Below are 16,298 nucleotides of genomic sequence, written 5' to 3'. Positions count from 1 at the left end.
GGCGTGCCGCATCTGTGTGACGAATTCCACTCGCGTGTCGTCCGCAACGTCCTCATCGGGCTCGGCCCAGGGGCGATGTGCCGATCTCGCGGACGATTTGCGAGGTCGGCGCCTTCTCGCGAGTGGGAGCGTCGTCCCTAGTCGGCGTTTGCGATGAAGGCGAGCATGTAGGCGCGCGACATGCCGTCGTCGATCGCGCTCTCGGGCAGCGTGAGCGCGATGTCCCAGGCGGTCGCCTGCTCGATCGAGTCGGCGAGCGACGAGTACATGGTGATGAGGTCGGTGAACTGGGTCGCCGTCCCCGACGGCATCGCCTCGGCGATCGACGCGAGGATGCGCGTGTGGGTGTCGTCGTCGTCGGCGCTCAGGAGAGACAGCTGGGTGGGGTTCAGCGGGATGAGCTGGATCCCCAGCATCGCGGCGGGGTCGGCGGAGAACCATGTGGCCCAGTCGCGCTTGGCGCCCCACTCGATCCCGACGACCTGATGGAGGTACTCGGGCGCGAACGACGTGTCGGGTCGGAGGTAGAGCGCGAGCGCGGCATGCGCCTCCGCGGACAGCATCCATACCGCCCTGCTGTAGGCCACATCGTCCCCGCGCAGCTGCGCCCATCCTGCGACGGCGGTCCACGCATTGACGGCCTCGGAGCTCGACTCCTGGTTGTTGCCGTCGGCGAACTCCGACGTACCTGAGGCCCACGAGTGGCCCGCATAGGGGTCGAATACCCGTGTTGTCGGCACCTCGGCCGTGCCTGTGGAGGCGATGTCGGCGACAAGCGCGTCGATCACCGGCGCGACGTCGTCGACCGACACGATGCCCTCCTCGACGGCGACGGTCGCAGCGTAGATGAGGTAGCCGTAGTGGAAGTGGTGGTCGTTGAACTCCTCGGAGCCGTAGGCGGTCTCGTACCCGACGACCCCCGCCCAGTTCGGGTCGTACACGAAGCAGCGCGAGTTCGCGCTCTCGCAGCGCGAGGCGTCGGTCCACTCGGCGAGCGCGGCCGAGAGTCGTGCCCCGATCGTCGCAGCGGAGTCCTCGTCGCCGAGGTCGTTCGCGAGCGCGAGCAGCTGGGCGTCCCGGTACATCGCCTTCGCTCCGAAGTAGGTGTCCGACGGGTAGTCGACTCCCGCCGCATCGTCCTGGAGCGCGGCGAGCACCGCGTCCTTCTCCTCGTGGCTGAGGCCGTCGACGTCGAGCGTGAGCGAGGGCTCGATGGTGTCGACTGTCCACGCGAGCGTCGAGGACGCGCATGCCGTCGTCTCGCCGTCGATCGTCAGGAAGGTGCCCGCGGCGCACTCGACCTCCGCGCCGTCCTCCGTGATGCCGACGCCATCCACCGCTGCGGATGGGACGGCCACGGTCGGGTCGTCGTCGACAGTCGCGTAGCTCAGCGTGGTCGTCGTGCCGTCACCGTCGACCGTGCCGGTGGTTGCCACCGAGACGATCGGAGAGCCCATCGCCTCGATGTACGTGCTCGCCGTCGCATCCTCGGGGATCGGGAATGCCATGAGCCAGCCGCCCTCGGCGAGCGCCACGCTCGAGCCGTCGGTCGTCGCGCGGGACGTCTTGACCGCGTACGTGGTCCCCTCGATCTCGATCGTGCCGGTGTCGCGGGTCCAGGCGGGCTCGGCGGACAGCTTCAGCTCCACGTCGGCGTCGGCGATGAGCCCGACCGCGGGCCAGCCTTGCGCCAGAGTCGCCGTGGCGAGCGGGCCATCGCTCCCGGAGTAGGCGAGCGAGGTGTACACGGGGTCGTTCACAGTGAGCGTAGGGCGCGAGTTCGAGCCCTTGACCTTCACGCTGAGCAGCGTTCCCGTCTGCGCGGCGATCAGCGCGTCCGAGGCGGCGATGGTCGGGAGCGCGACCCCGATCGATCCCTTGTCGATCTCGACGCTCACGGGCGTGGGATAGGCGCGCGCGGGCAGGGTCGCGTACGCGAGCGACGAGTACCACCGGTTGGTCGGGGCCAGGACCCCGTCGGCGACATTGGCGGTGGACGGAGCCTCTCCCACCGCCTCGACGGGCAGGGTCTTCGTGAGGCTCGAGGCGGCCGCGTCGACCACGCCCGTCCCGCCATCATCCGAGGCGGTAGCGGAGACTTCCGACGACGTGGTCGTGCCGTCGGCGTCCGGGGTATGGGTGCAGGCGGTGAGTGCCAGGAGCGCGGCCGTGCAGGCGATCAGTGCCGCGCGGGAGAGCCGTCCATGTGTCACAGACCGATCCTATGGGCGAAGTCCGCCAGCGAGTCCGTCACGCCGTCGAGCGGTCCGTCGTCCCGCAGGCTGAGCGTGGTGCTGAGGGGGGTTCCTGCGATCATGAGGCCGCTGTCGGCTCCCCACTCCAGGGCGTCGGAGGTGACCCGGGCGACGACCTCTGCGTCGCCGTCCGTCGTCGAGACCTCGAGCGACTCGATGGTTCCAGTCCAGGTCTGCCGGTCCGGAAGCGTCCACTCGACCAGGGCGTCGTCCTCGAGGCGGCCGAACGCGTCCGGCGACATCAGGTACTCGGCCTCGATGTACATCGTGTCCGCCTCGTATACCGTCGCGAGCACGCTGCCGGGAGTGGTGTACGACCCTGCGGTCGTCTCCATCGAAGCCACGACTCCAGAGACGGGGGCCGTGACCTTGTAGGTGCCGTCCTTGAGGATCGTCTCCCCGTCGGCCTTGAGGGTGCCTCGCTTGATGTCGTTGGCGAGATCCTGGGACTCGAGCACGAGCAGCACCTCGCCGGCCTTGACCGCGTCCCCTGGGCGCACGAGGGTCTCGCTCACGTAGCCCCCGTAGTCGCTTCCCGCGTTGACCTCGGCCGCGGCGATCGTCGCGCTCGTGGAGTCGACGCGCAGCTGGCGCTGGTTGAAGATCAGGGTCGAGGCGGCGACGGCGGCGAGCACCGCGACGAGGCCCACGAGCAGCTTCAGACGGTTGACCCAGGTCATCGGGCGGTCTCCTCGAGGTGCAGGCGCGCGGAGGCGAACGCGTCGGTGGCACGGCCTCGGACGTGCTCCGCCCCTGCGGGCGCCGGCTCATCCTCTCCTGGGTGGCGCAACGGCATGACGGTGCGCGACGGCACTGTGGCGAGCGGCTCGTACGGTGCGCGACGGCGCGCGGACCGTGGCACGTGGAGCGACACGCGGGGCAGCGCGTCGTCGAGCAGGACCGAGGCGATCCCGCACTCGTCGGTCACCAGGGAAGACGCCGGGTAGGGAGCGCCGGTACGCGGCGCGTCGGCGGGGGCCGAGTCGGCGAGGGGTGCCCCGGTCGCCATCGCCGGCTCTCCCGTCCCGCGGGCCTCCGCCTGCGGCTCGAGCGACACGCGCACCTCGTCGATCACTGCGGCGGTCAGCAGCGGGCTCCCATGGCTCACCTGGGCCAGCGTGCGGGTCTCGCGCTCGTGGAGCCGTTCCGCCCGCGCCAGCAGGCGCTGCTCGCGGGCCATCGCGCGCCGTGCGCGGCGCTCGACCCTGCGCGCGGCGCGCAGGGCACGCTCCTCGCGGGCTGCTGCCGCCATGAAGGACGCGAGCACCACGGTGTTGATGACGTTCCAGATCGTCGCGAGCGTCGCCACGCCGTTCATGGTGTCGCGCCACACGCTCACGACCGAGGTGAGCGCGAGGAAGACGAAGATCAGGATCTGAGGAACCATGAAGTTGTAGGGCGAGCGGCTCTTCACCGCGCCTGTCACAGACCAGCCCTCGTCCTTGCCCGTGAGGACGTTGAGCAGCGCCTTCGTGTAGATGGGGAACGACACCGTCGCGAGCGTGAGCGTCTGCCAGCGGAACGTGCCCAGCGTGAACCACATCAGCAGGATCTGCATGCCGTAGAAGCCCGCGTAGAACAGCAGCCATTGGCCGGCGGAGATCGACATGTCCATGGGTCGCAGGTCGAAGTAGATTTCGAGCGCGGGCACCACGAGCAGCAGCATCGGCGCGATGCCTGTGAGGTAGAACGTGGCGGTCACGAAGTACTGGAGGCGCTGGTCCACCGACAGGTTGCTCTTGCGGGAGAACAGCGGGTGGGTGAAGAGGATCTCGAAGCCGCCCGTGGCCCACCGCAGCTGCTGCTTGGAGTACGCCTCCACCGACTCGGGGGCGTCCCCGACCGCGAGCACCTCGGGCAGGAAGATCGACCGCCAGCCGCGCTCGTGCAGCAGGAGCGACGTCCACACGTCCTCCGACTTGGACCCCGTGTAGATGCCGCCGATCTCGTCGATCGCGTCGCGCCGGAACACCACGTTCGTTCCCACGCAGAACGCGGCGTTGAAACGGTTCCGGCCCGGCTGCACGTACCGGTAGAACATCGTCTGGAGGTAGGCGGCGCCGGTCGCGATCGCGCTCTGGCTCTCGTTGCCGTAGCTCTGGGGCGTCTGCACGAAGGCGACATCGTCGTCGACGAAGAACGGCATGATCCGCTCGAGCATGTCCTTCTGCGGCACGAAGTCGGCATCGAGGATGAGGAAGTAGTCGCCCTTCGCGACCGAGAGCGCGTTGTTGATGTTGCCCGCCTTCGCCCCCGCGGAGCCGTGGCGGCGGAGGTAGTGGGCGCCGAGCATCGCGACCCTGTCGCGCAGCTCATCGTTGTCGCCGTCGTCCAGGACCCACGTGCGGTGCCGGCCCTTCATCTGCATCGCGGCACGCGCGGTTGCCATCACCGTGTCGACGGGCTCGCCGTACGCGGTGATGAACACGTCGACGGTGACAGCCTTGTCATTGAGCACCATGGCCCAATTCGTGGGCTTGTCGTCGGTGGTGAGCGCGTACAGGTCCTTCCGCGCCGCGTTCACCGCGAACGTCGCGGGGTCGGAGCTGCCCGACAGCACCGTCCACATCGACATCATCGCGTGGAAGACCAGGATCGACTCGGCGACGATCACGAGGGTGTACGGCAGGAAGTCGCCGCGGTTGGCTGGGTTGAGGAGGAAGACGCTGTAGCCGAGCACGCCGATCGTCGCGACGAGGATCAGCAGTGTCATCACAGGGGAGCGGTCGCCCCCGCGCGTCGCACGCGTGCGCATCTCGGTGCGCGGGTCCGTCGAGATCGCCGACATGTTCTCTCCAAGGCTCCGGCCCAGGGCCGTCGATGTGAGCGGCGCCGTTGCCTTGGACGTCGAGCGGGCCGGCGTTCACGCCGGTGCGCCCTGAGCCAAAGAATGTCGGGAATGATCGGTATTGTCCATATGTACGGATGAGTGAGATTTGTCACAAACGGCGACACTGAGTGTCGGATAGCGATGGCGCTCGCACCTTAGATGTGCATCCCGCATTCCATCTTGTCGGTGCCCGCCCAGCGCCCCGCGCGGCGGTCCTCTCCCGCCTCGACCCGCCGAGTGCAGGGCGCGCATCCGATGCTCGGGTAGCCCTGGTCGACAAGGGGGTTGCGGGGCAGGTCGTGCTCGACCTGGTAGCGCTCGAAGGCCTCGTCGCTCCAGCCGGCGAGCGGGTTGAGCTTCACCATGCCCCTCGTGGCGTCCCACTCGACCACGCGCAGGCCGGACCGTGTCTCCGCGTCCACGCGGCGCGCGCCCGTGGCCCACGCGCGGTAGCCCGCGAGTGTGACGCGCAGCGGCTCGACCTTGCGGCGCGCGCAGCAGAGGTTGGGGTCGCGGTCGTGCAGGCGCGGCCCCTCCTCGGCGTCCTGCTCCCGGACGGACTGCCGCGGGGTGGCGTTGACGACGGTGATCGGCAGGCGGCGCGCGGCCTCGTCGCGCGTCGCGAGGGTCTCAGGGAAGTGGTAGCCGGTGTCGAGGAAGACGATGTCGATGCCGGGCAGGCGGACGCCGAACAGGTGCGCGAGCACGGTGTTCTGCATGGACGATGCGACGGCCAGGTCGCGCCCGAAGGTCGCCACCGCCCAGTCGGCGATGTGCCCGGCCGAGGCGGACTCGAGCCGTGCGTTGACCTCGGCGCACGTCTCCGCATTCCACTCGCTCGGGTTGAGGAGGGTGAGCGCCGTCGAGCCGAGGGCGACGGCGGGGGCGGGGGCGACGGCGGGGCTCGGTGCCGACGGTGACGACGAGACGGCCGTCGCCGAGAGCGACGACGCGAGGGTCGCCGCCGCGGTGGGGACGGCCCCGGGAGCCGGGTCCGCGCTCATCGGATCAGATCCTCGTCCACGCGGAACGCCCAGTCCGCGAACGCCTCGCCCTGCTCGCGCGTCTCGAGGTAGTGGCGGGTGACGCGGTCGACGTACGCGGGCATGCCGTCGGCCGTCACCTTGTGGCCACGGATCTTGCGGCCGAAGTCGTCGTCCTCGCCTCTGCCCAGGCGTCCTCCCAGGTGGACCTGGAAGCCGGGCACCTGCTCGCCCGAGGCCTCGTCGAGGACCAGCTGGCCCTTGAAACCGATGTCGGCCACCTGGATGCGCGCGCACGAGTTGGGGCAGCCGTTGACGTGCACCGAGATGGGGGAGTCGAGGTCGGGGAACTTCTCGTCGAGGATCTTGACCACCTCGCGCGCGGTCGCCTTCGTCTCGACGATCGCGAGCTTGCAGTACTCGATTCCGGTGCAGGCCATGACGTTGCGGTGGAACTCGCCAGGAGCGGCCTCAAGCTCGAGCGCGCGAAGGCCGTTGACGACGTCGTTGACCTTCTCCTGCGGCACGTCGAGGATCAGCAGCTTCTGGAGCGGGGTGAGGCGGATCCGGTCGGAGCCCGCGGCCTCGGCGAGGTCGGCGATCGCCTCGAGCTTGGCTCCCGAGATCCGTCCCGCGATGGGCGCGGCTCCGATGTACCAGCGACCGTCCCTCTGCTCGTGGATGCCGACGTGGTCGCCGCGATCGCCCGGCTTGGCGATCTCGGGTGCGGGCCCGTCCGGAAGCTCCCAGCCGAGGTAGTCGTCCTGGAGCACCTGACGGAACTTCTCGGCTCCCCACGCCTTGACCAGGAACTTGAGCCGCGCACGGGTGCGCAGGCGGCGGTAGCCGTGGTCGCGGAAGATGCCGATGACGCCCGCCCATACCTCGGCGACCTTGTCCGGCTCGACGAACGCGCCGAGCCGCTGTCCCAGGTGGGGGTTGATGCTGAGGCCGCCGCCGACCCACAGGTCGTAGCCGATGCCGAGCTCGGGGTGCTCGACGGCCACGAACGCGATGTCCTGCACCTCGTGGACGATGTCGGGGATCCGGGTGCCGGAGATCGCGGACTTGAACTTGCGGGGCAGGTTGGAGAACTCGGGACTTCCGATGCCGCGCTCGATGATCGCCTGGATCTGCGGCGTGGGGTCGATCAGCTCGTCCTTCGCGACGCCCGCGACCGGCGAGCCGAGGATCACGCGGGGCGAATCGCCGCAGGCCTCGGTGGTGAACAGGTCGACCGCCTCGATGCGCCGGAAGATCTCCGGCACGTCCTCGATGCGGATCCAGTGCAGCTGGATGTTCTGACGGTCGGAGATGTCCGCGGAGTCGCGCCCGAACTCCTGGGAGATGCGCGCGATCTCGCGCGCCTGCGCGACCGACAGCTGGCCGCCGTCCGAGCGCACGCGGAGCATGAAGAACTCGTCGTCGAGCTGGTGCGGCTCGAGGACCGCGGTCTTGCCGCCGTCGATCCCGGGGCGGCGCTGCGTGTACAGGCCCCACCAGCGGAAGCGGCCGCGCAGGTCGCTCGGGGGGATCGACCAGAAGCCCCACCGCGCGTACATCGTCTCGATGCGGTGGCGCACCTGAAGCGGGTCGGAGGTCGCCTTGAACTCCTCGTTGGGGTTGAGCGGCGTGCGGTCGCCCGCGGCCCACTGGCCATCCTTCGACGCGGTGTTCTTGCGCGCCGCGGCCTCGCGGGTGCGGATGAGGCGGGCCTCCTCGCGCTGGCGCTGGCGCGCCTCTGCCTCGCGCGTGGCGGGGTCGGCCGCGGGCGCGGGCGCGCCGGGGGTGGGGACCGACGCGGCCCGCGCGCCGGCGGTCGCGACTGCTCCCGCGTCGGGCGACGCGGTCGTGGAGGGGGTGGTGTCCGGGTTCACCGTGGCTCCTGGGTGGTGACGGGAGCTCGGCCTGCGCGGGCGTACGAGGAGTGCGCCCGGTTCAGCCGAGCGCCCTGGGTACGGGTGGGTATCCGAGGGCGACTCAGGCCGAAGGACACATGACGCAGCACATCGCGCGCATGGTGCGCATCGCCTGTGCCGAGTTCGTCATGGCAAGAGTGTGACACATCAACTAGCGGCTGGCTAGGCCGATACCAGGGGCGATGCCTGCCGGGGTATCGCTACCAGGCGCGTCGTCCCGCAGGGGTGACGAACTCGACGCGCTGCGGCTCAGCCCTTGAGCGTGCGCGCGACCTCGCGCGCGTGGAACTCGAGCACCTGGTCCACGGTCTCCGGATCGCGGGTCTCCATCGCGATCTCGCGCGTGCCGAGCTTGACGCCGCCGACGACCCAGTTGTGCGAGCCGGTGAGCGAGATGCGCGTGCCGTTCGAGCGGAAGAAGACGATCGCCTTCGCGTGCAGGTAGCGCGGGTCCGTGTACTGGGTCCGGTAGCCGGTCCACGCCATCGACGAGGCGATGAGTGCGCGGTTCGCGGGGGCGGCGTTGCGAGGCGGGTTGAACCACAGCTCGTGGTCGCGCTCGCGGATCACCTTGCCGAGCTCGCCGGTAGGGCAGTACTGCGACATCAGCAGGATGCGGTCGGCCTTGCGTGCATGGTGCAGCGCGCGCCGATAGATGATCGAGTCTCCGGGGATGCCGCCGTCCACGAGCACCCGGTCCGTGCCGTACCTGAGCTCGAGCGACCGGTGCCCGCGCTCGTGGAGGTTCATGCGTTGGATGCGCCCGTAGACGCCCTCGAGGTCGTCGGCGAGCCGTGAGTCGTCGATGCGCAGCATGAAGTCCGCGTTCTCGACGCCCTTGCGGTCCAGGTTGACCCCGCCGAACGCGTAGACGACGTCGTCGACGACGCAGAACTTGGTGTGCGTGCGGCCGCGCCACGGCAGGCCCTTCTCGCGGCCGAGCCAGGAGAACGCGACGCCCTCGCGAGCGAGCTTGGACGCGAGCCGGTTGGAGGTGCGCCACGCGGTGGTGCGGTAGCCGGTCGGGAGGAACGTGCCGGCGAGGTCCGCGTAGGTGAACGTGTCCGCCGCGACTCCGACCTTGACGCCCCGTCGCGAGGCCCACACGAGCGCGTCGATGAGCGTGTCGGTGCGGTGGTCGTCGGCGATGGTCAGCGTCGTGATGAGGACCCTGTGCTTGGCCGCGTGGATGCGGTGCGTCGCGTCGGCGATGTACTCGTGAGGCGTGAGCAGCTTGGGACGCGCGAGGGCGCCGCGGCTGCCGTCCGGGGAGGCGCCGCGTGCGCGTGTAGGTGCACTTGCCACGTCTCTACGCTCTCACGCTGTTCAACTCGTTCACCACGAAGTGAGATGACCTTCACTCAAGGTTTACCACCTATGGTGGGCGGAGCGGCATCGTCCCCGCCCCAGACGCCGCGCCACTGGTGAAGGGTGACCTCCATGGAGGAAGCGCGCCCCGGCTCGGGTGCCTACGACGTCGACGCGATGCTGCGCGGGCTGGACAGCATCCTCGCTGGTCAGGACGGTCCTTCGGCGGTCCCATACCTGGACGATGCGCTCGCGGGGGCCCGTGCGGCAGGTGACGGGGGCGCGGTCCTCACGGTCCTCAACGAGATCATGGGGCTCCACCGATCGCTCGGCTCCCACGACAGGTCGGGGCAGGCCGCCGACGACGCGCTCGCGCTGATCGACGAGCTCGGTCTGACCGGCTCCGAGGCCCACGCCACGACCCTCATCAACGCCGCGACCGCGCGCCGCGCCGCGGGCGATCTGGACGCGTCGCGCGCGACCTACGCGGAGGCGCTCGCGGTGGCCGAGAGGTCCATGCCTGCGGGCGACCGGCGGCTCGCCGCCCTGCACAACAACCTGTCGATGCTGCATAGCGAGGCCGGCGACGCGCAAGGCGCGTACGACGAGCTCGCGAAGGCCCTTGCGATCGTCGAGGGGGCATCGACCGATCCCGGCCGCGACATCGACGTCGCGGGCACGCTCAGCAACCTCTCCCTCGTGTGCCACGACCTGGGCCGCGCCGACGAGGCCGAGGACCTCGCTCGGCGCTCGCTCGCGATCTTCCGCGCGGGAGGGCACGAGTCCAACCCGCATCTCGCGGCCGCGCTCGCGGGACTCGCCGAGGTGTGCTTCCGCTCGGGCCGTCCCGCCGACGCCGCCGACCTGTACCGCGAGGCGCTCACGATCGTCGACGCCAACTACGGCGCCCAGAGCGACCAGCACGCCGTGACGGCCGAGAACCTCGCGCAGGCGGAGAAGGCCGCCGCGGCGGACCCCGGGCCCCGGCTCCTGGGTGGCGGAGGCGAGACCGAAGGCGCGGAGACCGGCGGGGCCGAGGCCCGTGCCGTCGAGACCGACCCCGCTCCCGCATCGTCCCTCCCGAAGGACGCCGCTCCCGCACTCTCCGTCCCCCGCATGACCGGGCTCGCGCTGTCCCGCGCGTTCTGGGAGGAGCACGGCAGGCCGATGCTCGAGCGCTATCCCGAGCACCGTGGCCGCATCGCCGCCGGCCTCGTCGGCCACGGCTCCGAGTGCTACGGCTTCGACGACGACCTGTCGCGGGATCACGACTTCGGGCCGGGCTTCTGCCTGTGGCTCGATGAGGCCGACCACGCCGAGATCGGCGCTCGCCTCCAGGCCGACTACGACGCGCTGCCGAGCACGTTCATGGGCGACGGGCCCCGCGTCGAGACGACCCGCGCGCAGGGTGACGGGCGCAGGGTGGGCGTGTTCGAGATCGCCGACTTCTTCCAGGGCATCACAGGCCTGCCGTCGGCGCCGCCCGCCGATCAGCCCCATCTGTGGGTCACGCTCGAGGAGGCGACGCTCGCCGCGGCGACCAACGGCGAGGTGTTCGCCGATCCCTACGGCGCCTTCAGCGCGGTGCGCGGGGCCTTCCTGCGCATGCCGGACGATGCGCGACTCGCCCGCATCGGTCAGCGCCTGGGGATGATGGCGCAGGCCGGACAGTACAACGTGCCGCGCATGCTCGCGCGTGGGGATGGGGAGGCCGCTTGGCTCGCGGTCGCGGAGTTCGTCAAGGCGTCCGCGTCGCTCGTGTTCCTGCTCAACCGGCCCACCGCCGCCGGCTACCTGCCCTACTACAAGTGGCAGAGCGCGGCGCTGCGCGGCCTCGCCTCACGACCCGTCTCGCGCCTGCCTCGCGTGCAGGCCCGGCTCGCGGATGCGCAGCGCCTCGCGTCGGCCGCATGCTTCGGGGGCGCAGGCTTCGGCGAGGGCGGCGCGGGATCGGGACCCGCGCGCGACGGTCTCACCGAGGCGATCGAGGACGTGTGCGCGCAGGTCGTGGTCGAGCTGCGGATGCAGCGCCTCAGCACCGCCGACTCGACGTTCCTCGAGGCGCACCGCGACCAGGTGCGTGCCCGGATCGGCAACCCGTGGCTGAGGGCGCTGTGATGAGAAGGTGAACGCATGATCGAGACCATGGAGCAGCGCCTCGAGCGGATGGAGCGCGCTCGCGAGATCGTCGCGCACGAGTGGGAGCAGTTCCAGCTCGTGCGGGGCGAGGACGGGCGCGCCTCATGCCAGGACAACCCCGCGGAGTTCGAGGTCCAGCGGCTCGGCCAGTTCCTCACCTGGCCCATGCGGCTGCTCGACTCGTACGCCGCGGACCTGAACGACGCGGACGCCGCGGGGCGCAACCTGCTCACCGAGAAGTACGCGCGGATGATGGAGTCCACCGAGCCCGAGCGGTACGCGCGAGAGCTCGCGCCTCACCTGCCCGCGCTGTCTCCCGTGCGGGTGGCGGCGCAGGAGGGGATCATCGCGATCCAGGTGCCGTGGGCGCGCGACTTCCACCGGGACTATCCCGGGCTCGGCGCCGCGATGCGCGTCCTCACGACCGCCGAGGACACTCTCGAGTCGACCTCGTTCGAGACCTACCTGCGTGGCGAGCTCGGCACGTACTCGGACGAGACGCTCGCGCTCTACCGCGAGCTCGTCGACTCTCTCCTCGCCGACGGTCAGAACCTCACGTGGCGCACGCTCGCCTACACCTCGATCCTCGCGGGCTACGAGGACGTCGACGCGGCCGAGGCCGCGACGGCGAGGTGACAAGCGCATCGTCCCTCGCGGTCGGCCCAGGCGGCCGTCCCCTCCCCGGCGACCGTCGCATCGTCCTCATCCCCCACGGGGGATCCGTGCCTATCCCCCCAGGGGGATCGAGCCCTGCAACGAGGCATTTTGAGCACGCCGACGTGCCTATACTCTGGACTCATCGCGCCGGTGACAGGCCCCGGCGAGGACCCTCCCCGAACGAATCGAGCTGATCGTGACTGCCAACCGCCCGCTGCGCGTCGCCATCGTGGGCGCCGGCCCCGCCGGCACCTACGCCGCCGACATCCTGAGCAAGACCGACCTCAACGTGTCGATCGACATCATCGAGCGCCTCCCCGCGCCGTTCGGCCTGGTGCGTTACGGCGTCGCGCCCGACCACCCGCGCATCAAGCAGATCATCGTCGCGCTCGCGAACGTGCTCGGCCGCGGCGACATCCGCTTCCTCGGCAACGTGAACATCGGCACGGACCTCTCGCTGCAGGACCTGCGCGAGCACTACGACGCCGTGATCTTCGCGACGGGCTCCTTCAAGGACGCCGACCTCGACATCCCGGGCATCGACCTCGACGGATCGTACGGCGCCGCGGACTTCGTGTCGTGGTTCGACGGCCACCCCGACGTGCCCCGCACCTGGCCCCTCGAGGCCAAGGAGGTCGCGGTGCTCGGCGTCGGCAACGTCGCGCTCGACGTCGCGCGCATCCTCGCGAAGCACCCCCAGGACCTCATGTCCACCGAGATCCCCGCGAACGTCGAGGAGGGCCTCAAGGCCTCGCCCGTGACCGACGTGCACGTCTTCGGCCGCCGCGGCCCCGCGCAGGTGAAGTTCACGCCGCTCGAGCTGCGCGAGCTCGGCCAGGTGCCGGACGTCGACGTCGTCGTGTACCCCGAGGACTACGACTTCGACGACGCCTCGATCGAGGCGGCCGAGACCAACAAGCAGACCAAGCAGGTCGTCAAGACGCTCACCGACTGGACTCTCAAGGAGCCCGGCACCGCGTCGCACCGCATCCACCTGCACCTCCTCCAGCAGCCCGTCGAGATCCTCGGCGAGGACGGCAAGGTCGTCGGCATCCGCATGGAGCGCACCGCGCTGCAGGGCGACGCCTCGGTCAAGGGCACCGGAGAGTTCCTCGACTACCCCGTCCAGGCCGTGTACCGCGCGGTCGGCTACTGGGGCACCGAGATCGACGGCGTGCCGTTCGACGATCGCAGGGGCACGATCCGCAACGAGGGTGGCCGAGTGGTCGACGAGTCCGGCGCGCAGGTCCCCGGCTTCTACGCGACCGGCTGGATCAAGCGCGGCCCCGTGGGCCTCATCGGCCACACCAAGTCCGACGCGCAGGAGACCATCGCGAACCTCGTCGCCGACTCCGAGGCGCTCTACGAGAACTCGCAGGCCGGCGCCGAGCAGCTGAGCCCCGACAACGTCCTTCGCCTGCTCAAGTCCCGCGACGTGCCCGTGGTCGAGTGGTCCGGCTGGGAGGCTCTCGACGCCTACGAGCGTGCGCTCGGCGAGGGCGAGGGGCGCGAGCGCATCAAGGTCGTGCCGCGCGACGAGATGACGGACATCGCGCTCGGCCGCGACTGACCGCGGCTGGATCTCCCAGCCATCTCGGTCCTCAGTGTGCGGAATCGCTGCGCTGAGGGGTGAGAGAATCGGCGCGTCACGGGGAACCGCGGCGCGCCGATGCCCGTTCTCCTGGTGGATTCATCGATGGAGGCTGAGGAACAGTGGGCGGTAGCAATCACTTCAACGGGCTGAAGACCTTCGGGCTCTTCGTGGCCATGTGGATGGTCATGCTCGCGCTCGGGACGGCCGTCGCCGGCGGCCAGTACCTGTGGCTGTTCGCGGGTCTGTCGGTGATCGGCACGTTCGTCGGCTACTGGAACTCGGACAAGCTCGCGATCCGTGCGATGCACGCGCAGCCCGTGACCGAGGTCGAGCAGCCCGCGATGTACCGCATCGTCCGCGAGCTCAGCCGCGAGGCGAACCAGCCCATGCCGCGCCTGTACGTCTCGCCGACCGACGCGCCGAACGCGTTCGCGACGGGCCGCAACCCGAAGAACGCCGCGGTGTGCTGCACCACGGGCATCCTGCAGCTGCTCGACGAGCGCGAGCTGCGCGGCGTGCTCGGCCACGAGCTCATGCACGTCTACAACCGCGACGTGCTCATCGGGTCGGTCGCCGCGGCGTTCGCCGGCATGATCACGGCGATCGCGCAGTGGCTGCTGTTCTTCAGCGGCGGCCGCGACTCGCGCGACAACCCGCTGGGCATCTTCGGTGTGCTCGCGATGATGGTGCTCGCGCCGATCGCCGCGACGCTCATCCGCATGGCGATCTCCCGCACCAGGGAGTACGACGCCGACGAGGACGGCGCCAAGCTCACGGGCGACCCGCTTGCGCTCGCCTCCGCGCTGCGCAAGCTCGAGGGCGGCGTGCAGCGGCGGCCCCTTCCGCAGGAGACGAAGTTCGAGAACGTGAGCCACCTGTTCATCGCGAACCCCTTCTCGGGCGCGGGCATGGCGAAGCTGTTCGCGACGCACCCCCCGATGGATCAGCGCATCGAGCGCCTTGAGGACATGGCCCGCCAGAACGGGCAGGGCGGCTTCGGCCACGGCGGCCCGACGCGCGGCGACGACCTGGGCGGCTTCACGCTCAACTGAGCGGCGGCGTCACCCCGACCGACGCTTCCGCGGGCAGCGCGGGCCCAGCGTGGGCGACTGCTCGTCCGATCGGTCCCGGCGCCGTCGCACGTCGCCCGGAATACCTTCTGGTTGACATGTGTTGATTTATGCGTACGCAATCAACACGCCGCGCGAACGCGGCACAGCAGAAGGAAGTGGTCCCCATGGCCAGGTTCGAAGGCAAGACAGCGATCGTCACCGGTGGCGGAAGTGGCATCGGCGCGGAGATCTCGCGCGAGCTCGCCGCCGAGGGTGCGAGCGTCGTCGTCACGGACATCAAGGTCGAGGCCGCGCAGAAGGTGGTCGACGAGATCGAGGCCGCAGGAGGCAAGGCCGCGGCCTTCGCGCAGAACACCGCGAAGTGGGAGGACTCGGAGGCTGCGGTCGAGTTCGCCAAGAAGACCTTCGGCGGCCTGCACCTCGCCGTCAACAACGCGGGCATCGGCGCCCCGCCGATGAACATCGGCGACTACGACATCGCCGCCTGGGACCGCGTGCGCGCGGTCGACCTGGACGGCGTCTTCTACGGACTGCGCTTCCAGCTTCCCGCGATGGTCGAGTCCGGTGGCGGCGCGATCGTCAACATGGCCTCGGTCCTCGGCTCGGTCGGCATCGCGCAGAACGCGGCCTACGTGACCAGCAAGCACGCGCTCACCGGCCTCACCAAGGTCGCCGCGCTCGAGTACACCGCGCAGGGCGTGCGCACCAACGCGGTCGGCCCGGGCTTCATCGACACCCCGCTCGTGCGGTCGAGCATGACCCCGGAGGCGCTCTCGGCGCTCGAGCAGCAGCACGCCGCGCGCCGCCTCGGCACCGACAAGGAGGTCGCCGCGCTCGCGCTGTTCCTCCTGAGCGACGAGGCCTCTTTCATCTCGGGCAGCTACCACCTCGTGGACGGTGGCTACTCGGCTCAGTGATCCAGTGCGGCTCAACGATCGGCTGACGTCGCGACACGCCTGACGGCCCCGAGGAGTGATCCTCGGGGCCGTCTCGCGTCCGCGGGGCGCCCCTGCCGCGGGCTCACCTCGGGGACGATGTGCTCCTCGCGCGGTGCACCGTGGACAGGCGGTCCTGCGCTCCCTCGTGGCGGTGGCGTCGGCATGGCCGAAGACTGTGGCATCCTCCTGGACGAAGGAGGACAAATCGTGCCGACGCTGCTGCTGATGCTCATGCTCGTGAGCCTCATCGCCGTCGGCGTCGTCCCTCCTGAGTGGCGCGAGCTGCCTCTCACCGCGGTCGCGCTCACCTCGGGGCTGCTGATGCTCGTCGACACGACGAGCGACATGCCGCTCGGTGCCCGCACGGGCGCGTGGCTCGCCGTCTCCGCGGTCTACGCGACGTGGCAGTGGCGCGCGCGCCTGCGCCTCGTGGAGCCGCTCGAGCGCGGCTGACTCCGTGAAGTGCGGCTGATCGCTCCAATGGCGACGCGCCTGCAAATTCCCTGAACTTCGGGGCTTGGAAACCTCACCGCGGGTTCCTTGCGGCCGATGGAGCGACCGGCACGGGGACGCGGAGGGCGCCCCCACGGAGTTGGAGGAAT

At 70.2% G+C, this 16,298-nt stretch carries 12 protein-coding genes; 6 read left to right on the top strand and 6 right to left on the bottom strand.

Features of this window, described 5'->3' with window-relative positions; all coding sequences use genetic code 11:
- Window positions 1-137: 137 nt before the first annotated feature.
- The 6 genes from B7K23_RS02075 to B7K23_RS02050 form a co-directional block, all read right to left on the bottom strand.
- The gene (locus B7K23_RS02075; protein ID WP_084124677.1) at window positions 138-2,213 is read right to left on the bottom strand and encodes a glycosyl hydrolase; all 2,076 of its coding nucleotides are present in this window, start codon (window positions 2,211-2,213) and stop codon (window positions 138-140) included.
- Complete coding sequence (locus B7K23_RS02070) at window positions 2,210-2,935, bottom strand: HlyD family secretion protein (protein ID WP_084124674.1); 726 nt, start codon at window positions 2,933-2,935, stop codon at window positions 2,210-2,212. Before B7K23_RS02070 ends, B7K23_RS02075 begins: the two co-directional genes overlap by 4 nt.
- The gene (locus B7K23_RS02065) at window positions 2,932-5,043 is read right to left on the bottom strand and encodes a glycosyltransferase family 2 protein (RefSeq protein WP_143338043.1); all 2,112 of its coding nucleotides are present in this window, start codon (window positions 5,041-5,043) and stop codon (window positions 2,932-2,934) included. Before B7K23_RS02065 ends, B7K23_RS02070 begins: the two co-directional genes overlap by 4 nt.
- A 197-nt stretch (window positions 5,044-5,240) precedes the next feature.
- The gene (locus B7K23_RS02060) at window positions 5,241-6,089 is read right to left on the bottom strand and encodes a phosphoadenylyl-sulfate reductase (RefSeq protein ID WP_084124673.1); all 849 of its coding nucleotides are present in this window, start codon (window positions 6,087-6,089) and stop codon (window positions 5,241-5,243) included.
- Window positions 6,086-7,945, bottom strand: coding sequence for a nitrite/sulfite reductase (locus tag B7K23_RS02055; protein ID WP_304441551.1), 1,860 nt, complete (start codon window positions 7,943-7,945; stop codon window positions 6,086-6,088). The genes B7K23_RS02060 and B7K23_RS02055 overlap by 4 nt, the downstream gene beginning before the upstream one ends.
- Window positions 7,946-8,236: 291 nt before the next feature.
- Window positions 8,237-9,292, bottom strand: a complete 1,056-nt coding sequence (locus B7K23_RS02050) for a phosphatidylserine/phosphatidylglycerophosphate/cardiolipin synthase family protein (protein WP_084124671.1) — start codon at window positions 9,290-9,292, stop codon at window positions 8,237-8,239.
- Between the two features lie 135 nt (window positions 9,293-9,427).
- Here B7K23_RS02050 and B7K23_RS02045 point away from each other — a divergent pair, with 135 nt between their 5' ends.
- The 6 genes from B7K23_RS02045 to B7K23_RS02020 all read left to right on the top strand — a co-directional run bounded on the left by B7K23_RS02045 (window position 9,428) and on the right by B7K23_RS02020 (window position 16,149).
- A complete protein-coding gene (locus B7K23_RS02045; RefSeq protein WP_084124669.1) occupies window positions 9,428-11,413 on the top strand; it encodes a tetratricopeptide repeat protein in 1,986 nt (661 codons plus the stop codon).
- A 15-nt stretch (window positions 11,414-11,428) separates the two neighbouring features.
- Entirely contained in the window at window positions 11,429-12,070 is a 642-nt protein-coding gene (locus B7K23_RS02040) for a DUF4125 family protein (RefSeq protein ID WP_234996371.1), read from the top strand.
- A 217-nt stretch (window positions 12,071-12,287) separates the two neighbouring features.
- On the top strand, window positions 12,288-13,661 hold the full coding sequence (locus B7K23_RS02035; protein ID WP_084124667.1) for an FAD-dependent oxidoreductase: 1,374 nt from the start codon (window positions 12,288-12,290) through the stop codon (window positions 13,659-13,661).
- A 143-nt stretch (window positions 13,662-13,804) separates the two neighbouring features.
- Window positions 13,805-14,737: a zinc metalloprotease HtpX gene (htpX, locus tag B7K23_RS02030; protein ID WP_084124665.1), complete on the top strand. Its 933-nt coding sequence runs from the start codon at window positions 13,805-13,807 to the stop codon at window positions 14,735-14,737.
- 185 nt (window positions 14,738-14,922) lie between these two features.
- Window positions 14,923-15,675 carry an SDR family NAD(P)-dependent oxidoreductase gene (locus B7K23_RS02025; protein WP_084124663.1) on the top strand — a complete coding sequence of 251 codons (753 nt, stop codon included), beginning with the start codon at window positions 14,923-14,925 and terminating at the stop codon, window positions 15,673-15,675.
- Window positions 15,676-15,903: 228 nt separating this feature from the next.
- Window positions 15,904-16,149, top strand: coding sequence for a hypothetical protein (locus tag B7K23_RS02020; RefSeq protein WP_084124661.1), 246 nt, complete (start codon window positions 15,904-15,906; stop codon window positions 16,147-16,149).
- Window positions 16,150-16,298 lie beyond the last annotated feature (149 nt).

The sequence above is a fragment of the Demequina sp. NBRC 110054 genome, from assembly GCF_002090115.1.
GTDB lineage: Bacteria > Actinomycetota > Actinomycetes > Actinomycetales > Demequinaceae > Demequina.
Note: the sequence above shows the minus strand (reverse complement) of the source record. Positions and strands in the feature narration are given on the sequence as shown.